We start from the raw sequence: 14,477 nt of genomic DNA, 5'->3' as shown, positions 1-14,477 counted from the left end.
GTAGCGCTCAAGCCGTGCCAGATCGGAAGGAGGGACTACTCTCCGGCAACGGTCATCTCGGCCGGCACACCAGTCCAGGTCGTTCTTGCTTCTGTCGTGGAGTACCGCTGCTTGAGTTGGTCGGACGGCTGGTGATTACAGTCATCTCTCATGTCGAAGCTTGACGAGTTGCTTGTTGATGTCGCCGCTCTGGTGGAGTCCGGGCGCAGCAATCAGATGTCTCTGACCGTGGTCGCCGGTGGTGCTGTCATCACAGGGCGGCTGGCTCCCGAGGCCGTTTGGAGGCAGCGGGTGTCGGAGGTTCTGGCGGACTCGGCCCGCCTGAACGATTTCTCCGCAGTGTTCACCACTGCGACGCAGGGGGAGGGGCGGCCCCCGCCCGGAGAGTAGCGTTTCAGGAAAAGCTGGCACTGTTCAGGCTCGGAGGGCACCCGTAATCCGGTGGTACCGTCTCGTCGGCATCGACCCGTGGCCGGTCTCGACACAGGTCGGAGCGGCGGTCAGTAGATGGCCAGGATGACGGCGAAGTAGTGCGCGGGGAAGGGCTGCCACGGTCAGGGCGAGTACGGCCGCTCCGCCGGTATGCAGGAAGTCGCGGGCGCGTAGGTCCTGTCCGGCGGGCGCGCTGCCTCAAGCGAGGGGCGGTCCCGCCGCTTTGGCGGCGTTGCGGTGTTCGGCGTTGATGCGCTGGGCTTCCTCAAGTTGGTCTTCGAGGATGACGATGCGGCAGGCGGCCTCGATGGGGGTGCCCTGGTCGACGAGCTCCCGGGCACGGGCGGCGATGCGCAGCTGGTAGCGGGAGTAGCGGCGGTGGCCGCCCTCGGAGCGCAGCGGCGTGATGAGGCGGGCTTCGCCGATGGCGCGGAGGAAGCCCTGGGTGGTGCCGAGCATCTCGGCGGCCCGGCCCATCGTGTAGGCGGGGTAGTCGTCGTCATCGAGTCGGCTGAACGAGTCGTCTGCTGTCATCTGCACCTCTCTGGAACGCGTGGAGGGGCCTTGGTGCCATATGGCACCAAGGCCCCGAAGGAACTGCTACACCATCTGCCGGCCCTGTTCTTGCGCCGGCCTTCTGTGTCCGCCGACCCGACCTGGAAGTTGTCGGGGTTGCGGGGATCGCGGTTGCTTGACCGGAGACCACCTCACTATCGATGTCCTGCGGTACCCGGGCTCATTGTTTCCGCCCGGGCGATCCTGATGGCGCTCGGCTCCTCCGTTCTTCCCTCTGGGATCAATCACTTGCCTACTGCTGGTACTGCGCACTGCTCTGTACTACTGGTGATGCGAACTGCTGGTGACCTGAGTAAGCGCCACTCTCCGGCAGCCAGCCCCGTCGCCCGTCCTGCGTCCGCTCTGGCTTAGAACCCCACTGCCGAATCTCCCGGCACGCGCGCCCGCAGCCGACGCCTTCACCGAGGTGCTGCTCGTTCACTGCACTGCTGGTACCGCACTTGTTTCCCTGCGGTACTGCTCATGGCGGCCCCTGATCACTGCGGGCCACCCGGTCCGGCCGTCAGTCCCGTCACCGTCCCGCAATCGCTCTGGCTTCGGAACTCCACTGCCGTACCGCCCTGCGAACTGCAACTTCCTTACATCTGCCCGGCAGTTCGTCTCTGCCAGGCCCTGCTGTCACTCTGGGGTACGAGAGAAACCATAACCACGCCACCGCTCAATGTCTACTCCGGCCGACATAGATTTCCGTGCGCCGATCAAGGAGATAGCCGACCACGACCGCAGAAGGGTCACCCGGCGACCCCACTCCCGCCGGGGACACCCGCTCCGAGCTGCACCGTTACGCAAGCCTCGATGCCGCGAGCACCGCAGCCCCCCATCTGACCGCGTGGACGACCAGCCGGACACACTCCCCAGCGGACACCCCACACGGTTCGCGGGCCGCGGACGCACCAGGCAGACCAGACCCGGTATTGACGATCCAGAGACCAGGGTGAACCTGATGGACACAGTGCGCGTCAACGTCGCAACCGTCCGCTCCGCGGCCTCCGTCGCCGACGCGCGAGAGCACGCGGGTTTTCCTAGAAGGTCTCGCAGATCCGGTCGCGGCCGAGGCCGCCGACACCGTGATCCTGGTCGTCTCGGAGCTCGTCACCAACGCCCTACGCCACGGGGGTCGGCAGGTCCTGCGCCCGGTGCCGGGTCGGCTCCTTCCGGGGGCCGGTCAGGTCGGACCCCTGTCACGCCCCCCTTGGCGGACGGCACCGCGCCTACAAGGGCCCGCTGCCGTCCGCCGGATCTGGCGCGAGGCCGCAGGACATGCCTGCCAACCGCTTGACGGAACGTGCCGTGCCGTTCGACGGGTCGTCCCGCGGGTGCTGTCGACGCCTCTTCGGGCGGGTCACGAGCGCAGATGGCGCGGGTGGTGCTTCACGAGGCGCTGGTCGCCGACGGTGTCGAACCAGCGCTCCCCGGGGCGGCCGATCGCCCGACTCGCGTTCCTGCCCAACCCGGCTGACGGCCCGCCTTCGTGCCGCCCGGCCGTACTTGGTCGTGAACCCGTCTACCCGGGGCTTCACCCGTCTGTCACGCCAACGGATCACTTCGGGACTTGCGGCATGTCGCGGCCACGCTCACGCACGGCGGGGTCGGCGACCTCCACACGATCAAGGAGACCCTGCGCCACTCCACGATCACGCTCACCTCGGACACGTACACAAGCCTGCTTCCCGAGGTCGACCGGGCCGCAGCGGAAGCCGCCACCGCGCTGGTGCCACGTGCCCGAACGGCCCTCCCGGTAGCGCCCCCTGTCGAACCGTCCGCTCACGCATCGCTCACGCACGAGCCCGGAAACGACGAAGCGCCTCGACCGAAAGATGCCGATCGAGGCGCTAAGTAGCAGGTCAGAGGGGGTTTTCCCTCATTCCCGACGGTAGGCCGTGTGGGACTCGAACCCACAACCAACGGATTAAAAGTCCGCTGCTCTGCCAATTGAGCTAACGGCCCTCGACGAGTCGTCCACGAGCATATCCCGCCGGGGACGGCGCGCCGATCGGGTATCCCCCGTGGGGCGTTGGCGCCAGGGCCTGTCTTTGGGATCAGGCCGGATCAGGGGGTACGGGGCGGGGCCCGTACCGCAGCCGGGACGGTGCGGTACGGACCCCGTCGTGCGTGGACTCGGGAGTCCAGGGGGTCGGACGGTCAGCCGTTGCGCTTCCAGCGCGGCTTGTCGTCGCGGCGGCCGAACGAGCCCGTGCTCGTGCCCGTGCCGGTCGTGCCGCCGCGGTGGTCGTCGCGGCGGCCCGAGGGGCGGTCGTGGCCGCCGGAGCGGAAGCCGCCCGAGGGGCGGTCGTCGCGGCGGTCGCGGTTGACCGGGCGGTCACCGGTGGGACGGTGCTCGCGGCGCTCGAACGGGCGGGCGCCGTCGCGGCGGTCGCCGCCCGAGGGGCGGTCGTCGCGGCGGTCGCGGTTGAAGCCACCCCGCTCGCCGCCGCGGTCGTCGCGGCGGAAGCCGCCACCGGCCGGACGGTCGTCGCGGCGCTGGAAGCCACCACTCGCGGGCCTGTCGTCGCGGCGCTGGAAGCCACCACTCGCCGGACGGTCGTCCCGGCGCTGGAAGCCGCCGCGGTCGCTGCCGCCGCGGTCGTCGCGGCGGTCGCGGTTGAAGCCGCCCCGCTCGCCGCCGCGGTCGTCACGGCGCTGGAAGCCGCCGCGGTCACCGCTGCCGCCGTCGCGCGGGGTGTAACCCTTCGCGCCGCCACGGCCGCTGCGCTCACCGCGGTCGTCGCGACGGCCGTAGTTGCCACGCTCGTCGCGGGGCGCCTGGGCCGGTACGGACGCGGCGGCTGTCGCCGCCTCGATGGCCGCCACGGCCTCCGCCGCGACCTCGGCCACCGCGGCCTCGGGGTCGTCCCCACGCTCGCGCGCCGCACGGGCGACGAGGCGGTCGGCCTCTTCGCGCAGCTCGCCGGCGCGGCGGGCGAGGCGCTCCAGCTCCTTGGTCAGGTCGGCGACCTCGCGCTCCGCCTGCTTGGCGGAGTTGTTCGCGGAGTCGGCCTGCACCTCGGTGAGCGAACGGGCGCCGGTGATCTCGGCGACCTCCGGCTCGAACGCGCCGGCGCCGGCGACCATGTGACGCGCGGCGTCGACGCCCGCGTCCTCCATCAGCCGGAAGATCTGGCGGCGCTGGTGCGGCAGGGCCAGCGAGACGACGACGCCGGACTTACCGGCGCGCGCCGTACGGCCCGAGCGGTGCAGGTAGTCCTTGTGGTCACCGGCCGGGTCCACGTTCAGGACCAGGTCGATGCCGTCGACGTGAATACCGCGGGCGGCCACGTCGGTCGCGACGAGCGCGTTGACGTAACCCTCCTTGAAGTCCGCCAGCGTTCGCGTGCGCGCGCCCTGCGTCATGCCGCCGTGCAGCGCGTCCGCCTTCACACCGGAGTCGCGGAGCTGCTCGGCGATACGGTCGGCGCCCAGCTGCGTACGGACGAAGATGATCGTGCGGCCCTTGCGCGCCGCGATGGCGGCCGTGACCGGCGCCTTGTCCTTGGGCTTCACGACGAGCACGTGGTGGCTCATGGTCGTGACGTTGCCCTGCGCGCTGTCGACCTCGTGGTGCACGGGGTTCTTCAGGTAGCGCTTGACCAGCGTGCTGATCTCGTTCTCCATCGTGGCGGAGAAGAGCATGCGCTGGCCGCCGGCCGGCACCAGGTCGAGCAGTTCGGTGACCTCGGGCAGGAAGCCCAGGTCGGACATCTGGTCGGCCTCGTCGAGGATCGCGATCTGGACGTTCTCCAGCGAGCACGCGCCGCGGTTGATGATGTCGCGCAGCCGGCCCGGGGTGGCGACGAGGACGTCGACACCGCGCTCCAGCGCGTAGATCTGGTTGCCCATCGACGTACCGCCGCAGACGACCTTCATCTTCAGGCCGAGGACGTCGCCGTACGGCTGGAGGGCGTCGGCGACCTGCATCGCCAGCTCGCGGGTCGGGGTCAGGATGACGCCGCGGGGCTTCTTCTTCTCGGTGCGGCCCTCGGCGAGCGTGGCCAGCAGCGGCAGACCGAACGCGAGGGTCTTGCCGGAGCCGGTACGGCCGCGGCCCAGGATGTCCTTGCCGGCCAGGGCGTCCGGGATGGTCGCGGCCTGGATCGGGAAGGGCGCGATGACGCCGTTCTGGGTGAGCTTGCGGACGATGCCTTCGGGCAACCCCAGGTCGCCGAAGGTGATTTCGGGGGTCTTCGGAGCCGCGGGAGCCTCAGGGACCTCGGCCTCGTCGGCAGCCTCGGCGGCCTCGGTGACGTCGGCCACCTCGGCGGGGGTCTCTACGGCCGCTACGGCCTCGGGGGCCACTACGGCCTCTGCCGTGATGCTCTCGATCGAGTCGTCGGAGTCGTTCTCGGGCATGACGGCGTGGTCAGTACTGGAAATGGACATGCGAAATGCGAAACCTTCCGGAGTCTCGGCACGCGCCCAAACTCCGTGATTCGCAATTCGACCGCCTCAATGCGGTCAGCCACGGCAAGGGAGAGTACGCGCCACGCGGCGCTCTTCTGTGTCGGCGCCGGGCAATGATCAAACGATCTACTACCATACGCACCCCTCCCCCTCCCTGGCAAACCGCCCCCGCACCATCCACGTCACACCACTGCCGCCACGGCCCTCACACCGACTCCCACACCGGATCTCATGCCGGCTTTCACACCGGCCCGGGCTGCGGCGACGCCACCGGCTCCTTCCGCATCCCGGCCCCGTCGCCCGGCGCCAGCGCGCTCGTCCGTACGTCCGCCATCGGCGAGGCCGACGGCGGGTCCGCCGGGCCGCTCGGCTCGGGCGGTGTCGGGGGCTCCGGGTCCGGGTCCGGCACCGGCGGTTCGGAGGCCGGCGGCGGGGTCCTGGTCGGCTGTTCCTCGGGCGGTACGACACCGCCCGGCGGCCTCTGGGCGGGGGGAAGCGGCTTGCCGTCCGGTCCCTTCGACGGCTTCGCCGACGGGTCGCCCGACGCCTGCGGATCGCCCGGCTTCCCCTTCTCGCCGTGCGCACCGCCGTGCTCGGCGCCGTTCGGTCCCGCGCCGCCTTGGCCGCCGGCGGGCAGGCCCGCGCCGGCGTCCGCCGCCGTACCGCCGTCCGGCTCGGCCGCGGCCCCGCGCGGTTCGGCCGACCGCGAGGGGGCCGGTTTCCCCGCGTCGTCGCCGACGCTCACGCAGCCCGTGGAGGTGGCGACCGCCAGCGAGGTGACGATCCAGACGGCGAAACGGCCGCGAGCGGACAAACGGCCGGCGGCGGACAACTGGCGCACGCGGGGCACCTCCGGGGGCGTGAAACGGCTCGCCCCTGCCGGCGGCTGCCCGCCGGCAGGGGGAATGATTGCCCTGCCCAACTTCCTTTTCCCCACAAGGGACACGCTCCCCAGGCGCCAACCACGTCACAGCCCGCGCGCCACCGCCCCCGTCACAGCGCCCCCAGCTCCCACCCCGCCCACACCGCGCCCAGCCCCACCAGCAGCGACGCCGAGACATACGCGCCGGCCAGCGGCGCCTTCCCCCGCTCGGCCAGCCGCAGCGTCTCGTACGAGAAGGTCGAGTACGTGGTCAGCGCCCCGCACAGCCCCGTACCGACGACGGCGTACGTCGCCGACGACACCGCCGCCCCGGCCAGCGCCCCCAGCGCCACGCTCCCCGCCACGTTGACGGCGAACGTCCCCCACGGGAACAGGGTTTCGTGCCACGACTGCACCGTACGGTCCGTCAGATAGCGCAGTGGCGCGCCGATCGCGCCGCCCACGAAGACCAGTAGCCAGTTCACGGCACCCTCACCCGCCCCACCGCTCGCTCCACCACCCGCCGCGTCACCGTGGCCGTCAGCCACACCGCCGCCATGGCACTCACCAGCGTCACGGCCGCGTACCCCAGCGCGGCCGGCGCCTCCCCCCGCCGCACCAGCAGCAGGAAGTCCAGCGTGTACGTCGAGAACGTCGTGAAACCGCCCAGCACCCCCACCCCGAGGAACGGCCGCAGCAGCGGATGCGCCGACCAGCCGCCCTCGGCGACCAGCACCATGAGCACGCCGATCAGCCCGCAGCCCAGCACGTTCACCGCGAACGTCGTCCACGGGAACGCGCCATCGGTGGTCGGCCACAGCCGCGCGGCGCCGTAGCGCGCCGTCGCGCCGACCGCACCGCCCGCCGAGATGACGGCCAGCACGTGCCACAGCCGGTGCCCGGCCGTCTCGGCGAGCTGACCGGGCACCCGCAGGTCGACGTCGGAGTCGACCGGCTCGACGGACCCGCCCACCTCGCCGGGATCCGTACCGCTCACCCGTACCCCAGCTCGTGCAGCCGCTCGTCGTCGATCCCGAAGTGGTGCGCGATCTCGTGCACCACCGTGATCTCCGTCTCGGCCACCACCTCCTCGCGCGTCCCGCACATCCGCAGCGTCGGCCCCCGATAGATCGTGATCCGGTCCGGCAGCACCCCCGCGTACCACTCGCCGCGATCGGTCAGCGGAGTCCCCTCGTAGAGCCCGAGCAGATCCGGGTCGAACTCCTCGCCCGACTCCTTCGCGGCAGCGGGATCCGGCTCGTCCTCCACGAATACCGCGACGTTGTCCATCAGCCGCATAAGCTCCGGCGGGACCCGGTCCAGCGCCTCGGCCACCAGTTCTTCGAACTCCTCGCGCGTCATCTCCAGCACCCGGCCATTGTCACGCAGGTCACCACGGTCCAGGTCACCACGACCGGGGAAAGGCGGCCACGCATGATCGCTCACCGCTCTGGGCATACGCGACCAATGGCCCGCGACGTACGCCGTGTCCCGTTCCGTACCGCGATCTCCGCGATCTCCGCGATCTCCCCGATCAGCCGGTTCCAGCGGCACTACCGCTCCCGCGGCGACGGCCCGACCAACGCCCTCGTCAGCTCCCCGCACCCCTACACCCGCGCGCTCGCTCTCGTCGCCGTCGTGCTGCTCGGCGCCTGGCTCGGACTGCTGATCGTCGGCAGCGTGCGGACGCCGGTCGGCCCCATGGACACGAAGATGACCCTGCGGCCCTCCCTCACCGGCGGTACGAAGATCAACGTCTCGCCGCTGGGCGCGCTGGAACTGGACTCGCACACGGCCCCGATCCGCCTCGACGTCGACGTCGACCAGCTCGACCCGGTCCGCTCGCAGGCCCTGGTCGAGCACCCCGAACGCCTCGCCGGACTCCAGGACGAGGTCGCGCACGATGTCGCGGCCGGTACGACGGAGCTGGCCGTACGGTCCTGTGTCGCCGTCGTCTCGGGCGCCACCGCCCTCGGCCTGGTCGTCTTCCGCCGCCCCCGCCGCGCGCTGGCCGCCGGCGGGCTCGCGCTCGTACTGCTGAGCGCGGCCGGCATCACCGCGTTCGCGACCTGGAACCCGAAGTCCGTGCTGGAGCCCCGCTTCTCCGGGCTGCTCTCCTCGGCCCCGCAGGTCGTCGGCAGCGCGCGCTCGATCGTCACCGAATTCGACGTCTACCAGAAGGAGTTGGCGCGCCTCGTCACGAACGTGACCAAGCTGTACGACGCGACGTCGACCCTGCCCTCGTACCAGCCGGACCCGGGCACCCTGCGGGTCCTCCAGGTCTCCGACATCCATCTCAACCCCGCCGCCTGGGCCATCATCGGCTCGCTCGTGAAGCAGTACAAAATCGACCTCATCATCGACTCCGGCGACACCATGGACCACGGCTCCGCCGCCGAGAACAGCTTCCTCGACCCGATCCCCGATCTCGGCGCGCCGTACGTCTGGGTGCGCGGGAACCACGACTCGGCCGACACCCAGAAGTATCTGAAGGGCCTGAAGAACGTCCATGTCCTCGACAACGGCCGCGCCGTCACCGTCGCCGGGATCCGGGTGGCGGGGACGGGCGACCCGCAGTTCACCCCCGACCGCTCGCTGGCCACCGGCGGCGACCCGGCCGAGGAGATGGCGGGCATCCGGCTCGCGTCGGCCATCCGCGACCAGGAGCGGGCGGGCACCCCGGTGGACATCGCCGTCGCGCACAACCCGACCGCGGCGAGGGAGACCGACGGCACGGTCCCGCTCGTGCTGGCCGGCCACGTCCACCGCCGGGACACCGAGATCATGCCGTTCGGGACGCGGCTGAAGATCGAGGGCTCGACGGGCGGCGGCGGGCTGCGCGCGGTCCAGAACGACGAGCCGGAGAAGGTACGGGCGTCGCTGCTCTATCTGGACAGCACGACGAAGCGGCTCCAGGCGTGGGACGAGATCACGCTGGGCGGTCTGGGGCTGACGACGGCGGAGGTCAGCCGCCATCTCCCGGAGGAGGCGGGCGTACCGGGCACGGACCCGTCACCGTCGGGACCGCCCTCGGGACGACCGTCCGGACCGCCTTCGGGATCCCCATCGGCCGCACCGTCCGGACAGCCGTCCGGCTCCCGCTCCCCCTCCCCGTAAACCGTTTTGGCGATAGCTCCCCGCATCCCATATGCTTCTCACGTCCCCGACGCGCTGCCAAGCGCACAGGCGGGCCCTTAGCCCTCATCGTCTAGTGGCCCAGGACGCCGCCCTTTCAAGGCGGTAGCACGGGTTCGAATCCCGTTGGGGGCACGCAACACTGTGTGCGAGACTCGTCTCGCACATTGCTTGGTCCTGTGGAGCAGCTTGGAGTGCTCGCCACCCTGTCAAGGTGGAGGCCGCGGGTTCAAATCCCGTCAGGACCGCTGTGGCTCGCGAGAGCCGCGTGGCTGGGTAGCTCAGTTGGTACGAGCGATCGCCTGAAAAGCGATAGGTCGCCGGTTCGATCCCGGCCCCAGCCACCACTTTCTTCTCCCCTGGCATCGATGTCGCAGGCAGACGCCCCTCCGAAGAATTTCGGCAGGGGCTTCTTGTTGTCCGCCGCGAAATGGGTTCGCCACTCGCCCGGCCCGGGTGAGACCCTGGGCTCGGTATGTCTACTTCTCTCGCCGACCTTCAGTCCCTGCTGGCCGAGGTGTCGCTGCGCGACTCGCAGCGCCTCGGCCGCCGTCTCGAAGGCGTCCGGCGCATCCGTAAGCCCGAAGCCCGGCAGGCCGTCCTCGACGAGATCGCGGTCGAGGCGGGCAGGTCGGCCGAGCGGGTGCGCGCCCGCGCGGCCCGGATGCCGGCGATCACGTACCCCGAGCAACTGCCCGTCAGTCAGAAGAAGGACGTGATCCTTGAGGCGATACGCGACCACCAGGTCGTGATCGTCGCCGGTGAGACCGGATCGGGGAAGACCACCCAGATCCCCAAGATGTGCATGGAGCTGGGCCGCGGCGTCCGGGGCATGATCGGCCACACCCAGCCCCGCCGGATCGCCGCGCGCACCGTCGCCGAGCGCGTCGCGGACGAGTTGAGGACCCCGCTCGGCGAGGCCGTCGGCTGGAAGGTCCGCTTCACCGACCAGGTGAACCAGGACGCGACCTTCGTGAAGATCATGACGGACGGCATCCTGCTCGCCGAGATCCAGTCGGACCGCGACCTGCGCGCGTACGACACGATCATCATCGACGAGGCCCACGAGCGCAGCCTCAACATCGACTTCCTGCTCGGCTATCTCGCCCAGCTCCTCCCCCGGCGCCCGGATCTCAAGCTCGTCATCACCTCGGCGACGATCGATCCCGAGCGTTTCTCCCGCCACTTCGGCGACGCCCCGATCGTGGAGGTGTCGGGGCGTACGTTCCCGGTCGAGGTCCGCTACCGCCCCCTCCTCGAAGAGGAGGGCGACGACGGCGACCGGGACCAGATCACCGCGATCTGCGACGCCGTCGACGAGCTCCAGTCGGAGGGACCCGGCGACGTCCTGGTCTTCCTCTCCGGCGAGCGCGAGATCCGCGACACCGCCGACGCGCTCGACAAGCGCAGGCTCCGGCACACCGAAGTGCTCCCGCTGTACGCGCGCCTCTCGCACGCCGAGCAGCACCGCGTCTTCCAGAGACCGGGCGGCGGCGCGACCCGCAGGATCGTTCTGGCAACCAACGTCGCGGAGACCTCGCTGACGGTGCCGGGCATCAAGTACGTGATCGACCCCGGCACCGCCCGTATCTCCCGCTACTCCCACCGCACCAAGGTCCAGCGCCTGCCGATCGAGCGGATCTCGCAGGCCAGCGCCAACCAGCGCAAGGGGCGCTGTGGCCGTACGTCGGACGGCATCTGCGTCCGGCTGTTCTCCGAGGACGACTTCGAGTCGCGGCCCGAGTTCACGGACGCCGAGATCCTCCGTACGAACCTGGCCTCCGTCATCCTCCAGATGACGTCGGCCGGCCTGGGCGAGATCGAGAAGTTCCCCTTCATCGACCCGCCGGACCACCGCAACATCCGCGACGGTGTCCAACTCCTCCAGGAGCTGGGCGCGTTCGACGCCGCGCAGAAGGATCCGCGCAAGCAGCTCACCCCGCTCGGCCGCAAGCTCTCGCAGCTGCCCGTCGATCCGCGCCTGGCGCGGATGGTCATCGAGGCGGAGCGCAACGGCTGTGTACGCGAGGTGATGGTGATCGCCGCCGCGCTGTCCATCCAGGATCCGCGCGAGCGCCCCTCGGAGAAGCAGACCCAGGCCGACCAGCAGCACGCCCGCTTCCGGGACGAGACCTCCGACTTCCTGGCCTTCCTGAACCTGTGGCGCTACGTCCGCGAGCAGCAGAAGGCCCGCGGCTCATCGGCCTTCCGGCGGATGTGCAAGGCGGAGTATCTGAACTTCCTGCGGATCCGCGAGTGGCAGGACATCTACTCCCAACTGCGCACGGTGGCCAAGCAGATGGGCATCAAGTTCGAGGAGGGGGACGACAGCGCCCCCGCCCCCGACCAGTCCGTGCACATCTCGCTGCTGGCCGGGCTGCTGTCGCACATCGGCCTCAAGGACGTGAAGGACGGCGCGAAGAACGAGTACGTGGGCGCCCGCAACGCGAAGTTCGCGGTCTTCCCCGGCTCGGCCCTCTTCAAGAAGCCGCCGCGCGTCATCATGTCCGCCGAGCTGGTCGAGACGTCCCGGCTGTGGGCGCGGGTCAACGCGAAGATCGACCCCGAGTGGATCGAACCGCTGGCCGGGCATCTGATCAAGCGCACGTACAGCGAGCCGCACTGGGAGAAGGACCAGGCGGCCGTGATGGCGTACGAGAAGGTCACGCTGTACGGCGTACCGATCGTCGAGCGGCGCAAGGTGAATTTCGGCCGAATCGACGCGGAGGCGTCGCGCGACCTGTTCATCCGCAACGCGCTCGTCGAGGGCGACTGGCGGACGCACCATCAGTTTTTCCATGACAATCGCAAACTCCTCGGCGAAGTGGAGGAGTTGGAGCACCGCGCTCGGCGCCGCGACATCCTCGTGGACGACGAGACGCTGTTCGACTTCTACGACGAGCGGGTGCCCGACCATGTGGTCTCCGGCGCGCACTTCGACTCGTGGTGGAAGCACCGGCGCGCCGAGGAGCCGGAACTCCTCGACTTCGAGCGCTCGATGCTCATCAACGAGGCGGCGGGCGCCGTCACGAAGGACGACTACCCGGACTCCTGGCGGCAGGGCCGGCTCAAGTTCCGGGTGACGTACCAGTTCGAGCCGGGGGCCGACGCGGACGGCGTAACCGTGCACGTACCGCTCCAGGTGCTCAACCAGATCACGGGCGAGGGCTTCGACTGGCAGATCCCGGGGCTGCGCGAGGAGGTGGTGGTGGAGCTGATCCGCTCCCTGCCGAAGCCGATCCGCCGCCACTACGTCCCGGCGCCGAACTACGCGGCCAAGTTCCTTCAGCGCGCGGTGCCTCTTCAGGAGGCGCTGCCCGTGACGCTGGCGCGTGAACTCCAGCGGATGGTCGGGGTGCCGGTCACGGCCGACGACTTCGATCCGGGCCGGGTGCCGGACCACCTCAAGATCACCTTCCGGATCGTCGACGAGCGGCGCCGCAGGATCGCCGAGGACAAGGACCTGGAGGCGCTGCGGATCGCCCTCAAGCCCAAGGCCCGCCAGGCGATCTCGCAGGCCGCCGCGGCGGTGGCGGGGCCCACGGGCGAGTCCGTGGAGCGCTCGGGGCTCACCGACTGGACGATCGGCACGCTCCTGCGCACCTTCGAGACCCGGCGGGCCGGCCAGCCGGTCAAGGCGTACCCGGCGCTGGTCGACCAGGGCGCGACCGTGGCCGTACGGCTCTACGACACGCAGGCCGAGCAGCAGCAGGCCATGTGGCGGGGCACGCGGCGGCTGATCCTGCTCAACATCCCGGTCAATCCTGCCAAGTTCGCCTCGGACACCCTCACCAACAAGCAGAAGCTGGCCCTGTCCCGTAACCCGCACGGCTCGATCCAGGCGCTGTTCGAGGACTGCGCCACCGCCGCGGCGGACCGGCTGATCGCCGAGCACGGCGGGCCCGCGTGGGACGAGGAGTCGTACCGCAAGCTGTACGACAAGGTCCGCGCCGACCTGGTCGACGTGACGGTGCGCACCATCGGCGACGTCGAGCAGATCCTGGCGGCCTGGCAGGCGTGCGAGCGGCGCCTGAAGACCACGAACAGCCTGGTCCTGATCAACAACGTCCAGGACGTGAAGGACCAGTTGGCGCAGCTGGTGCCGGCGGGCTTCGTGACCCGTACCGGCCTGCGCCGGCTGCCCGACCTGATGCGCTACCTGGTGGCGACGGACCGGCGGCTCCAGCAGATGCCGACGAACGTCCAGCGCGACACCACGCGTATGGAGAAGGTCCACGAGATGCGGGACGAGTACGCCTGGCTGCTCGAACAACTCCCGCGCGGGCGGCCGGTACCGCAGCAGGTCCTGGAGATCCGCTGGATGATCGAGGAGTTGCGGGTGAGCTACTTCGCGCACGCGCTGGGCACGGCGCAGCCGGTGTCGGACAAGCGGATCGTGAAGGCGATCGACGCGGCGGTGCCGTAGCCCTCCGGGGGCGCCGATCCAGTTCGACCGCACCCTGTGAGCTGCTGTACAGTCTGACTTCGCAGCCGCCGGTGGGAATCACACCGCAGCCGCGAATTCTGGTCCTGTGGAGCAGCTTGGAGTGCTCGCCACCCTGTCAAGGTGGAGGCCGCGGGTTCAAATCCCGTCAGGACCGCGTTGTACGACACGGAGCCCGCATCCTTGTGGATGCGGGCTCCGTTGCTGTGCCCGGCCGGGATGCCCGGTACCCCTCGGAGCGGGCTCAGTTGCTGTGCGGCGGGTTGACGGACTTTCGTGGCGCGGGTATGTCATCAACAGGGGCCGGCATCCGGAGGTGGCGCGCGTGGTGGCATCGGCAGCGGCGGCGAAGCACGAGACCCGCGCGCTCCTGCGCGCCCATCTGGCGGCCTCGACGGGCTATCGACATGTCACGCGGCACTGCGCGGTCTGCCATCGCCTCCAGCGGCTCGCCATGGAGCCTTCCGCGGCCGCTCCCCCGGACGCCGGGGTGACAATCAACAGCTCCGCCCCGAACCGCACACCAGAAACGGCCAGCGACCCCTATTAGGCGCTGTGCCGGTGGTTGGCAAGGGGTTCACACTGTGACGGGTGTCACCGCTCACGTTTTCAGAACGGCTGCGCTTACAC

Annotated in this window: 9 protein-coding genes, 5 tRNA genes and 2 pseudogenes; 9 read left to right on the top strand and 7 right to left on the bottom strand. The window is 70.2% G+C overall.

Features of this window, described 5'->3' with window-relative positions:
• Positions 1-150: 150 nt before the first annotated feature.
• A pseudogene (locus OG700_RS21035) lies at positions 151-375 on the top strand (hypothetical protein); the annotation flags it as partial.
• 255 nt (positions 376-630) lie between these two features.
• Here OG700_RS21035 and OG700_RS21030 read toward each other — a convergent pair.
• Positions 631-966 carry a MerR family transcriptional regulator gene (locus OG700_RS21030; protein ID WP_189111173.1) on the bottom strand — a complete coding sequence of 112 codons (336 nt, stop codon included), beginning with the start codon at positions 964-966 and terminating at the stop codon, positions 631-633.
• A gap of 1,582 nt (positions 967-2,548) precedes the next feature.
• On the opposite strand from OG700_RS21030, the pseudogene OG700_RS21025 reads away from it, so the two are divergent.
• Positions 2,549-2,848, top strand: a pseudogene (locus OG700_RS21025) (site-specific integrase); the annotation flags it as partial.
• A gap of 34 nt (positions 2,849-2,882) precedes the next feature.
• On the opposite strand, the gene OG700_RS21020 reads toward OG700_RS21025, so the two are convergent.
• The 6 genes from OG700_RS21020 to OG700_RS20995 all read right to left on the bottom strand — a co-directional run bounded on the left by OG700_RS21020 (position 2,883) and on the right by OG700_RS20995 (position 7,639).
• Positions 2,883-2,955, bottom strand: a tRNA-Lys gene (locus OG700_RS21020).
• Positions 2,956-3,150: 195 nt separating this feature from the next.
• On the bottom strand, positions 3,151-5,355 hold the full coding sequence (locus OG700_RS21015) for a DEAD/DEAH box helicase (RefSeq protein WP_405621842.1): 2,205 nt from the start codon (positions 5,353-5,355) through the stop codon (positions 3,151-3,153).
• Positions 5,356-5,647: 292 nt separating this feature from the next.
• Positions 5,648-6,247: a hypothetical protein gene (locus OG700_RS21010; protein ID WP_405615797.1), complete on the bottom strand. Its 600-nt coding sequence runs from the start codon at positions 6,245-6,247 to the stop codon at positions 5,648-5,650.
• Between the two features lie 152 nt (positions 6,248-6,399).
• Complete coding sequence (gene crcB / locus OG700_RS21005; protein WP_405615795.1) at positions 6,400-6,753, bottom strand: fluoride efflux transporter CrcB; 354 nt, start codon at positions 6,751-6,753, stop codon at positions 6,400-6,402.
• A complete protein-coding gene (locus OG700_RS21000; RefSeq protein WP_405615793.1) occupies positions 6,750-7,265 on the bottom strand; it encodes a fluoride efflux transporter FluC in 516 nt (171 codons plus the stop codon). Before OG700_RS21000 ends, crcB begins: the two co-directional genes overlap by 4 nt.
• The gene (locus OG700_RS20995) at positions 7,262-7,639 is read right to left on the bottom strand and encodes a metallopeptidase family protein (protein ID WP_405615791.1); all 378 of its coding nucleotides are present in this window, start codon (positions 7,637-7,639) and stop codon (positions 7,262-7,264) included. The genes OG700_RS21000 and OG700_RS20995 overlap by 4 nt, the downstream gene beginning before the upstream one ends.
• Positions 7,640-7,735: 96 nt before the next feature.
• Between OG700_RS20995 and OG700_RS20990 the strand changes: the two genes are divergently transcribed.
• From OG700_RS20990 to OG700_RS20960, 7 genes are all read left to right on the top strand, one after another.
• Positions 7,736-9,385 carry a metallophosphoesterase gene (locus tag OG700_RS20990; RefSeq protein ID WP_405615789.1) on the top strand — a complete coding sequence of 550 codons (1,650 nt, stop codon included), beginning with the start codon at positions 7,736-7,738 and terminating at the stop codon, positions 9,383-9,385.
• 80 nt (positions 9,386-9,465) lie between these two features.
• A tRNA-Glu gene (locus OG700_RS20985) sits at positions 9,466-9,538 on the top strand.
• Positions 9,539-9,576: 38 nt separating this feature from the next.
• A tRNA-Asp gene (locus OG700_RS20980) sits at positions 9,577-9,651 on the top strand.
• A 22-nt stretch (positions 9,652-9,673) separates the two neighbouring features.
• A tRNA-Phe gene (locus OG700_RS20975) sits at positions 9,674-9,750 on the top strand.
• Between the two features lie 128 nt (positions 9,751-9,878).
• Positions 9,879-13,829, top strand: a complete 3,951-nt coding sequence (gene hrpA / locus OG700_RS20970; protein WP_405615787.1) for an ATP-dependent RNA helicase HrpA — start codon at positions 9,879-9,881, stop codon at positions 13,827-13,829.
• Between the two features lie 100 nt (positions 13,830-13,929).
• Positions 13,930-14,004 (top strand) — tRNA-Asp (locus OG700_RS20965).
• A gap of 168 nt (positions 14,005-14,172) precedes the next feature.
• The gene (locus OG700_RS20960) at positions 14,173-14,397 is read left to right on the top strand and encodes a DUF6274 family protein (RefSeq protein WP_405615785.1); all 225 of its coding nucleotides are present in this window, start codon (positions 14,173-14,175) and stop codon (positions 14,395-14,397) included.
• Positions 14,398-14,477: the final 80 nt, after the last annotated feature.

This window comes from Streptomyces sp. NBC_01508, assembly GCF_045040315.1.
Lineage (GTDB): Bacteria > Actinomycetota > Actinomycetes > Streptomycetales > Streptomycetaceae > Streptomyces.
The sequence above is the reverse complement of the archived record's forward strand: the minus strand, read 5'-3'. Positions and strand labels throughout refer to the sequence as shown.